The 9,928-nt window shown below is 40.4% G+C and carries 10 protein-coding genes; 1 reads left to right on the forward strand and 9 read right to left on the reverse strand.

Annotated features, from left to right (window positions below):
- Positions 1-41 precede the first annotated feature (41 nt).
- The 8 genes from rpsI to pbp2b all read right to left on the reverse strand — a co-directional run bounded on the left by rpsI (position 42) and on the right by pbp2b (position 7,787).
- Positions 42-434, reverse strand: a complete 393-nt coding sequence (gene rpsI / locus HMPREF2619_RS07110) for a 30S ribosomal protein S9 (RefSeq protein ID WP_000075973.1) — start codon at positions 432-434, stop codon at positions 42-44.
- An 18-nt stretch (positions 435-452) separates the two neighbouring features.
- Positions 453-899, reverse strand: a complete 447-nt coding sequence (gene rplM, locus HMPREF2619_RS07115) for a 50S ribosomal protein L13 (protein ID WP_001044624.1) — start codon at positions 897-899, stop codon at positions 453-455.
- Between the two features lie 158 nt (positions 900-1,057).
- The gene (locus HMPREF2619_RS07120; RefSeq protein ID WP_070460365.1) at positions 1,058-1,765 is read right to left on the reverse strand and encodes a YwaF family protein; all 708 of its coding nucleotides are present in this window, start codon (positions 1,763-1,765) and stop codon (positions 1,058-1,060) included.
- Positions 1,766-1,887: 122 nt separating this feature from the next.
- Positions 1,888-2,499 carry an NUDIX hydrolase gene (locus HMPREF2619_RS07125; protein WP_070460367.1) on the reverse strand — a complete coding sequence of 204 codons (612 nt, stop codon included), beginning with the start codon at positions 2,497-2,499 and terminating at the stop codon, positions 1,888-1,890.
- Positions 2,486-3,859: a UDP-N-acetylmuramoyl-tripeptide--D-alanyl-D-alanine ligase gene (gene murF, locus HMPREF2619_RS07130; protein ID WP_070460369.1), complete on the reverse strand. Its 1,374-nt coding sequence runs from the start codon at positions 3,857-3,859 to the stop codon at positions 2,486-2,488. The genes HMPREF2619_RS07125 and murF overlap by 14 nt, the downstream gene beginning before the upstream one ends.
- 53 nt (positions 3,860-3,912) lie before the next feature.
- The gene (locus HMPREF2619_RS07135; RefSeq protein WP_070460371.1) at positions 3,913-4,956 is read right to left on the reverse strand and encodes a D-alanine--D-alanine ligase; all 1,044 of its coding nucleotides are present in this window, start codon (positions 4,954-4,956) and stop codon (positions 3,913-3,915) included.
- A 166-nt stretch (positions 4,957-5,122) separates the two neighbouring features.
- A complete protein-coding gene (gene recR / locus HMPREF2619_RS07140) occupies positions 5,123-5,719 on the reverse strand; it encodes a recombination mediator RecR (RefSeq protein WP_049496176.1) in 597 nt (198 codons plus the stop codon).
- A 10-nt stretch (positions 5,720-5,729) separates the two neighbouring features.
- Entirely contained in the window at positions 5,730-7,787 is a 2,058-nt protein-coding gene (gene pbp2b, locus HMPREF2619_RS07145; RefSeq protein WP_083279619.1) for a penicillin-binding protein PBP2B, read from the reverse strand.
- Positions 7,788-7,964: 177 nt separating this feature from the next.
- Between pbp2b and HMPREF2619_RS07150 the strand changes: the two genes are divergently transcribed.
- The gene (locus tag HMPREF2619_RS07150) at positions 7,965-8,810 is read left to right on the forward strand and encodes a MurR/RpiR family transcriptional regulator (protein WP_070460374.1); all 846 of its coding nucleotides are present in this window, start codon (positions 7,965-7,967) and stop codon (positions 8,808-8,810) included.
- 900 nt (positions 8,811-9,710) lie between these two features.
- On the opposite strand, the gene HMPREF2619_RS07155 is transcribed toward HMPREF2619_RS07150, so the two are convergent.
- Positions 9,711-9,928, reverse strand: a 218-nt coding sequence (locus tag HMPREF2619_RS07155; protein ID WP_070460375.1) for an LPXTG cell wall anchor domain-containing protein, incomplete at its 5' end; no start/stop codon positions are given.

A 9,928-nucleotide genomic window follows, 5' to 3' on the forward strand; every position in this document is an offset into this window, starting at 1 on the left:
CCCCGAAAGGTGCTCTTTGTAAGTATAGTAATTCTCTCGAATTAACGTTTACTAAATTGTGAAGCTTTACGAGCTTTTTTCAAGCCTGGTTTCTTACGTTCAACTTTACGTGAGTCACGTGTAAGAAGTCCTGCGCGTTTCAATGAATCGCGGAAGTCTGGGTCTACTTGAAGAAGGGCACGAGCGATACCGTGACGGATAGCTCCTGATTGACCAGCGTATCCACCACCTACAACGTTAACGAAAACGTCGTATGAACCTACAGTTGAAGTAACTGCGAATGGTTGGTTGATGACAAGACGAAGGTCAGCGTGTGGGATGTACTCTTCAACATCTTTTTTGTTAACAGTGATTTTACCAGTTCCTGGAACAAGGCGAACGCGTGCAACAGCGTTTTTACGACGTCCAGTACCTGCATATTGTGCTTGTGACATACTTTATTGTTCCTTTCCTTAGATAAGTCCTGAAATATCAAGAACTTCTGGTTGTTGTGCAGCGTGAGTGTGCTCAGCTCCAACGAATACTTTCAATTTCATACCTTGAGCGCGGCCAAGAGTATTGTGTGGAAGCATACCTTTAACTGATTTCTCGATCAAACGAACTGCATTTTTAGAACGAAGTTCACCAGCAGAGATTTGTTTCAATCCACCTGGGTGGTTTGAGTGAGTGTAGTAGATCTTATCAGTTGCTTTTTTACCAGTCAATTTAACTTTTTCAGCATTGATAACGATTACGAAGTCACCTGTGTCAGTGTGAGGTGTGAATGTTGGTTTGTTTTTTCCGCGAAGCACGCTTGCAACAACTGCTGAAAGGCGTCCAAGAGGTACATCAGTTGCGTCAACAACGTACCATTTGCGTTCTACTTGGCCTGGTTTAGCCATGAATGTAGTTTTGTTCATGATTTCTCCTATATGAATGTCGTTTTTGTTTACAGGGCGGATGTTCCGGTCCGCAGGGTATTTGAAAGGTTCCGGGGCCTTACAAATGGGGTAAACAATACCGCCTACTATTGTATCAAAATTATCAGATAAAAGTCAAGCGGTTGGGAAAATATTTTTTATTTCTGCCAGATTTTCAATCTTCTTTCTGCCTTCTCCTGAGTGATGACTTGAAAACCTTTAGAGAAGAGGAAAATAGCACAAGTCAAAAATAGAGTGACAATGATATAATTAACCACAAGACCATGGTCTCCCACCAATGGTGGTTTTGTCATAAAACCGTAATCTCCACCCGTCAATAAATTGACTATAAAAATCAAACCATTAAGTAAAGAGGTCAGTATAAGAATACCTTTGAAATCCAACAGACGAGCATCGTAGTTGTTTAAAAGATAAATCAAGGAATTTCCAAGAAGGGCTAGATGTCCGAAAATAAAGGACAAAATAACGATGTGTGGGAAAGAGTAAGCGTCTGGTATTGGATAAACAAAGGCTGCAATCGTCCCGAAGGTTCCAAGCAAAGCAAAATATTGTTTGGTTTTTGAAACACCTGGCAGTAGTAGAACTACAAACATGGCTAATCGACAATGATAAAAAGGCAAGCTTTCTGACAGTGGGAACTGATTGATCCAATACCAGCTGTAAAGCGAGATTAACTGTATTGCCTGTATAATCTGGAAGAATCGTTGACAAACCTTATTATCACGATAGCGATAAGCAAGATAAATTGTCAAAAACAGTAAGGCAAATGTGCTTGCGTACCAAGTAAATCCAAATTGGGGTGGTTCCGTCGGATGGGTGGTAAATAAAGCATCCCAAATATTCATATAACTTTCCTCATCTTTATATAAGCCGATCTCTTACTTATCTCTATAGAGCCTAGCTTACATTTATTTCTTATATTTTTGTGTTCCAAAGAAGCTATCGGCCTTAAGATAAAGCAAAGCTTCTAATCAATATATTGTTCCCGCTCACCCTGATAAACCTGCCATAGAATATCCATTTGTTCCTTGGTTATTCTTTTTTCAGATAAGGGAGGGAGAGCCGAAATGTCAAAAAATCCTAGTTCAGCAACTTCTTGATTTTCTTGAAAGTCCCCATTCAATAGTCGACAATCAAATACAAACTTGGCATACTGCTTACTCTGCATTTGAAAGCGATTGGTATCAAAAATAGCCAATAAAGAGCCTACTTCTGCAAAAAAGCCTGTTTCTTCCTGAACTTCTTTTCGAATATTTTCCTTAGGGGAATAGCCTACTTCACCAAAGCCACCAGGTAATGCCCAAGTATCCTCTCCTTGTCCTCTAACCAAACAAATCTTCTGGTCTTGAATAATCCAAGCCCTTACATCCATCAAGGGAGTTGCATAGCTAGCTGTTGGTTTTAAGATCGCAGTCAATTCCTCTTGATTAAGATCCGTAGTCTCCTGCAATACGTTCGATAAAATCTGACGTAAATTCTCATAACGTTCACGGTCAAAAGTGTCCTTTGTATAGGTCAAACCAGTATCAGTGATGGCCAACATTCTCTGTATAGCCTTAGCAAAATCAGTTGCGCTCATTTTCTAAACTTTCTACTAGCTTAGCTAGATTCATAGAGTTCGAACCTTTAAGCAGAATCTGGTCTTTAGCTCCAAGACTCTCCTTAACTTGCTTGACCATGGCTTCAAACTGGTCTTCATCAGCTGTTTTCTTGAAGTAGTAAACATGGCCGATGGGGAACATTTGACTGGCTAATTGAGCCAATTCAGCAATGTCTTCACCGTAGAAAATAACGGTATCAAGGGCATCGGGTGTAATGCTCAAAATCATTTGATTGTGGAGTTGAACAGACTGGTCTCCAAGTTCCTTCATATCCGCCAGAACTGCTATTTTCTTACCACCTTCATTAGCTGGGATAGCAGAGAAAGTTTCTAAAATCAACTTCATGGCAGTTGGGTTGGCATTGTAAACATCTGATAAGATGTCTGCTCCATTGGCAGCCTTTTTCCACTCGGTACGATTGCGGGTCAATTCTAGATTTTGGAAGGCTTGAGCAATCTGCTCCTCAGTCACTCCTTCTTGCAGGGCAACATAAGAAGCAATCATAGCATTAGTCGCATTGTACTTACCTGTTACTGGCAAGTCAAGAGCCTGCTCCAAGAAATTAGCCTTGAAGGTTAAGCTATCCTTACGCTCAGTTAATTCTGTAATTTCTAGTTCTGCACCCGGACCAAAACGAACTACTTTTTGGTCAGCAGGTAGATAATCCTCTACAATGGGATCAGCTGGCGCCAAGAGCAAGCTACCTTTCTCCATTCCATCAGCAATCTGTAATTTACCTTTGGCAATCTCAGAACGATCTTTGAAGAAAGCCAAATGTGCCTCTCCGACCAGAGTCACAATAGCTGTTTTCGGATGAGCCAGTTCAGACAAAAGATGAATATCTCCCAAGTGATCCTGTCCCATTTCCAAAACTAGCTTTTCCGTATCATCTGGCATATGAAGAACGGTGTAAGGGAGTCCAATTTCATTATTGTAGTTCCCTTGTGTTTTGTAAGTTTTGTAGCTTGTAGAAAGTAAATGAGCCAACATATCCTTGGTCGTTGTCTTCCCATTTGAACCTGTAACAGCAAAGACATCTACACCTGTTTTTTGAAGGTAATAGGCTGCAAGAGCTTGAAAGGCTGTCAAAACATCCTCTACTAAAATATAAGGATAACCTGCTACTTCTTTCTCTGACAAGGTTACAGCAGCGCCGTTTTCAAAAGCCGTCTCGATAAAGTCATGACCATCACGCGCCCCCTTGAGTGGCACAAATAGATCACCAGGCCCAATCAAACGACTATCAAACTCTGCCTTAACTAGTGGGCTGTCCGCATAGCTTGTCACATCATTTTTTGCACTGACAACACGCGCAACTTCGTGAATCGTAAGTTTCATGTTTACTCCTTTAAAAAGGGGCAGGGAGTCTTGCCCCGCCCTTATAGCTATCTTTACAATAGGTGCGCTTCACGCTTGTTAAAGCTCTCTTTAGCAAGCTCAACCAGACGCTCGATTAGTTCTGGATAGCTAATCCCCATATTGTCCCAGAGCAAGGGATACATAGACCATTGGGTAAATCCTGGCATGGTATTGAGCTCATTTAGGAAAACTTCTCCCTTATCTGTATAGAAGAAGTCACAACGAGACAATCCAAGTCCACCGATAGCACGGAAGGCAGCTTCTGCATTTTTACGCATGACTGCTACTACATCATCACTAATCTTGGCTGGAATATCCATCGTAATCTTGTTATCGATGTATTTTGCTTCGTAGTCATAGAAGGCTACGTCCTTGACAACTTCACCAGGCAGAGTGCTCTTGACATCATAGTTTCCTAAAAGTCCAACTTCGATTTCACGCGCATTGACGCCTTGCTCTACCAAGACACGACTATCATATTTAAAGGCGAGTTCAAGAGCTTGATGGAGTTCCTCTTTATTTTCAGACTTAGAAATACCAACACTAGAACCCATATTAGATGGTTTGGTAAAGACTGGATAAGTTAATTTTTCTTCAACTTCTGCGATCTTAGAAGCTAAGTCGTCCCCTTCAACAATGGCTACGTAAGGGACTTGGGCAATCCCAGCAGATTCCAAGACACGTTTAGTCGTGATTTTGTCCATAGCAAGGCTTGAAGATAAGATGTTGCAACCGACATAAGGCATTTTCAAGACTTCTAGGAAACCTTGAACGGAACCGTCTTCTCCCATAGGTCCATGAAGAACTGGAAAAACAACTGCGCCTTCTTCGTAGATGGCACTTGGAGCAATTTTCTTGTCCCAATCAATCGTTTCATTGGTCATGAGACGTTCATCTTGGCCAGGAGTTTGGGTAAATTCTTGGGTTTTGATAAAATCACCAGACTGGCTGATAAAGAAAGTTTTGACTTCAAAACGGTCATAGTTAACCGCACGCATGACACTCTCAGCTGACAATACAGACACTTCACGCTCTGCACTGCGTCCACCATATAATAGAATAATTGTTTGTTTCATATGATTGTCCTATTTCTACTAGAATACTCGCTTTTTAGTATATCACATTTGTCTCTTTTTTTAAACTTGAATAGCACAAAAGAGACTGGATTAAAAATAAATCCAGTCTCTTGATTTCTTATATATCGTATCTACTAGCTAATTGCCTGTTCTATATCCTTACAGACTAAAGTTCTGTACGATTTTCAATAGCTCTTAGGAGCGTTACTTCGTCCGCATATTCGATATCAGCTCCTACTGCTAGACCTCGTGCTAGACGAGTAACCTTAATCCCCGCGGGTTTGAGTAGCCGAGAGATATACATGGAGGTCGCCTCACCATCTGCTGTTGCATTGGTGGCTACGATGACCTCAGAAACTTCACCATCCATGAGGCGAGTCATGAGACTTTTCAGGTTGATGTCATCTGGGCTAATCCCATTCATAGGGGAAATCAAGCCGTGTAAAACATGGTAAAGTCCGTGGTATTCTTGGATGTTTTCCATAGCAGCAACATCTCTGCTATCCTCCAGAACCAGAATCGTAGACTGGTCACGGCTAGGATCAGTACAGATAGAACAAGGATCATCATCTGTCAAACGCCCACAAATAGAGCAATAGGTCAATTCTCGCTTAGCTGCAAGAAGATTTTTTGCAAATTCATTGACGTCATCATCCGGCATTCCAATAGTATAAAAGGCTAGACGGGTTGCTGTCTTAATCCCAATACCAGGAAGTTTGGAATAACTGTCAATCAACTTAGCAATAGGTGTTGGATAAAGCATGGCTTCCTTTCTAGTTCATTGGATGGTGTTGGTTATATAAATTGATAATGTCGCGAGCAATTGCTGGCCCAACATTTTTGGTTAAATTGGTATTATGAGGAAAGACTACTGCAACTGCAATTTGAGGATTTTCTGTTGGAGCATAGGCCACGGCATTGGTATTATTAGCTTCTTGACCACCAGCTACATAGCTTTCACCTGTACCGGTCTTACCACTGATAGAAACAGTGGCGCCATCTGAAAACGCCCGTCCTGTCGTAAGGGGACTAGTTCCATGCGATACTTGGTAAAATCCTTGGTGCAAGATTGCCATATCTGATTCAGAAATATTGACCTTGTTGATTTCCTTGGTATCTATTGCTTGGATTAATTCCCCAAGGCCACCCTTATCATTGTTGTCGTATATTCCCTCGACAATATGTGGAGCTAGACGAACACCATTGTTAGCAATAGTTGCAACGTACTGGGCTAATTGCATCGGTGTGTAGTTATCAAACTGGCCAAAAGCATTAGTAATGAAATTGGCAAAGTTATACTCTTTGGGAACAAATCCAGTAGATTCATCTGGTAGGTCAATCCCAGTCGCAGAACCCAAACCATATTCACCAAAGGTTGAACGCAATTTCCCCATAGCAGACTCTAGATTGCTGGTGCCGACAAACATATTGGGTTGATAGGTCTGGCCCATGATTCCAAGAGCGGTTTGAACCATGTAAGCATTGGATGAATACTCCAAGGCTTCCACAGCTGTAATAGGAAAAGATCCATATGCCAATTTATACCAAGAATAAATTGGAGCTGAACCTTGGAAAACAATAGGCTGATCTGTTAAGGTTTGGTTTCCTGATAAAACACCATTTTCCCAACCTGAGCTGATGGTAGCGGCCTTAACAACCGAACCTGGGACAAAGACATTGGTTACCGTTCCCAAGGAATCAGGAGTCAACTCTCCCGTTTTCAGGTCATGTTTGAGTCCTGACATAGACAAAACAGCACCTGTTTTGGGGTTAAGGGCGACTGCATACACACCCTCAGAATACTTGGCTCCACCATTTCCTAGCTCGGAATTGAAATAACTTTTCAGCAAAGCATCCACGCTATCTTGGAAGGCCAAATCAATGGTCAGCTTGATATTGTTTCCTTTACTACCTTCCTCAATTGTATCCACACTTTCCATGTTGCCATATTTGTCCAGATGGATTTCTTTTACCGAGCGTTTTCCTTGTAAGGTCTCTTCATATTGCTTTTCCAAATAGGAGGTTCCAACACGGTCATTTAGAGAATAGCCCTTTTTAAGATAGGCTTCTGCTTCTTCCGCTGGGAGACCGGCTTTTTCACTAGAAACAGTTCCGACAATAGATGAAAGAGAAGTTTCTAAGACCTTTCGATCCCATGAGGTAGAGATAGAAATACCTGGCAATTCCTTTGAAGCAGAAGCAATTACAGCTACCTGTGTTTCACTCAAAGGATCTGTTTGAATATTTCCTGTAGCAAAATTTCCTACTGAATTGAGTTGGCTAAAGAGGTAGATTGCCTTCTTTTCATCCTCGGAATAGTCCATCTGATTCGCTGCAATACTCTCAGCAGCATTGTTATAGAGTTCAGATTCAGAAAGTTGATTGCCATCAGAATCAAAACGCTTATCTTTGGGTAGGGCCTCTACCGTTTTTTTATAAACTGCTGGATCAGCTAGATAATAGTCAGCAATTTGACGTTCTGTCAAATCTGGAGAGGAAACTGTTACATACGTTAAAAGTTTAGTAGAAATATCCTTTAAATCTGCAGCCGTCATCTTATTACTTCGTGTGAAAGCCACGACTTGTTTGACGGTATTTTCTACCAAGGGTTTTCCAGCTGCATCATAGATTTCTCCGCGAGCAGAACCCATGGTTACTCGAGTTTGGCTAGCAGAAGCGAGTTTGTTTTCATAAAAATCCTTATGAAGAACTTGCATATAAAGCAAACGACCAATAATTGCTAAAAAGAGCAAGATGACGATTGCAAATAACAAATTAAGCCGTGTCGGTATCGAGTGGCTATTGAATTTTCTCATACACATCAATCTCATTTCTAATCAAAATCACACTCTTCATTGTACCATAATTTAGGTAGAAAATTATGGAAAAAGAAAAGACTTTTCCTTTTTGGTCCAAAAATTATTTTCTATGATATAATGGAGGTAAGCGCTATTTTATTTGTTAGATTTGTCAAAGTAATTTTGGCAAATAGCTATAAAAGGAGTTCCATGAATAAGCAAGATATCTCTACGATTATCGACCTTCACTTTGAAGAAATGACCGATTTAGAGCAAGAAATTGCCCGCTATTTTCTGCAGGCAGATACCATAAATGATGACTTATCCTCTCAACAGGTCACTCAAAAACTTCATATTTCTCAGGCGGCTCTCACTCGTTTTGCCAAAAAATGTGGCTTCACGGGCTATCGGGAATTTATTTTCAAATACCAACAACAAAAGGATACCCTTTCCGTTCCTCAACAAGATATGAATCCTTTGACACAAAGAGTCTTGAGAAGCTATACAAATATCCGAGAAATGACACAAGAATTGATTGATGATGACCAACTGGAGCGTATTGCCCAAATGATTGATCAATCAGAACGCGTCTATTTTTTTGGTACGGGAAGTTCTGGACTCGTTGCGCGTGAGATGAAATTACGTTTCATGAGACTAGGTGTCGTTTGTGAGGCTTTGACAGATCCAGATGGATTCGCCTGGACAACCAGTATCATCGACGAAAAATGTTTGGTCTTTGGTTTCTCACTTTCAGGAACAACTCCATCCATCATTGACAGTCTACTAGACGCTAAAGACATGGGGGCTAGAACTGTTCTTTTTACTAGTACGCCTAGCAAGGAAACTCAGGACTTCACAGAAACTGTATTGGTAGCAAGCCAGAGTCAGGCTTCCTATATCCAACGCATTTCTGCCCAACTTCCTATGTTGATCTTAATTGATCTACTCTATGCTTATTTCCTAGAAATTGACCGTGAGAGTAAAGAAAAAATCTTTAACAGTTATTGGGAAAATAAAAAACTAAATGGCTATCGTAGAAATAGAAGGTCTAGATAAGCCTTCATCCCTATCAAGTGAACAAGCATATGAGCAACCAGCGATTAAAGTCGCTGGTTTTTATACTCTTCGAAAATCTCTTCAAACCACGTCAGCTTCACCTTGGATTATATATGTGACTGATTTCGTCAGTCTTATCTACAACCTCAAAGCAGTGCTTTGAGCAGCCTACGGCTAGCTTCCTAGTTTGCTCTTTAATTTTCATTGAGTATTAGTTTGCTCAAATCCTATAACTGATGACTTATGCACATAGATTGAGGTAAAGCTCATTATACTTCTCCCTTATGAGTATATTCTTAAAAGATGATGTGAGAGTTTTTCAAAAATTCAATCCCCCTTAACCTTGAGCAAGTCAAACCTATCACTTTACTTCATCTAAAGAAACGTCATTCCAAAATTTTCAATGCCGGAAATTCCTAGTATTCGACTCACCTATCACAAATAAAACTTACCAAATATCAATTCTAGTTTGATCAAAAGAGAACTCCCACTCTACTATTGTGGATTGAATCTAGAATAGTCCGCTAAGGATTCTAAAACGTTTTTAGAAATTAATTTGAGTTTCCTAATCTCTTTATTCATATCTTATTTCAATCTACTATAAAAACTTTATTTGGTTTCTTCCTTTTGTTGTGATTTATGAGGGGCTTTATCTCATAGAAAGACTTGTTTCCCCAATGCATAAAAAGAGGATGGCTAAAAGATCTTTAAAATCAGAAAAACGCATAATATCAGATATTCAAAAACCTTGATATTATGCGTTTTATGTTGAAAAGATTTTCTAAATGTTATCCCTAAAGTGGGGGATAGCCTCTCTTTTCTATGACTTAAAGCAGGCCTTGATCGTCAATGTGAGTTGTTATTTTAAATAAAGTAACATTACTCTCCTAAGAAAGATGACTATTTTTCGTCTTCCTTCTTACGACGTCCAAGTGCTGCCAATCCTACAAGTCCTGCAACTACTCCGAGTACAGTTGATCCTGCAGATGTAGTTTCACCAGTATTTGGAAGTTGTTCCTTAGCCGATGTTGGATTAGCTAGTTGTTCCGAAACTGGTTTACCTGGTGTTGGATCCACTGGCTTACCTAGTGTTGGGTTCACTGGTTTACCTGGTGTTG

The sequence above is a fragment of the Streptococcus sp. HMSC074B11 genome, assembly GCF_001808705.1.
GTDB lineage: Bacteria > Bacillota > Bacilli > Lactobacillales > Streptococcaceae > Streptococcus.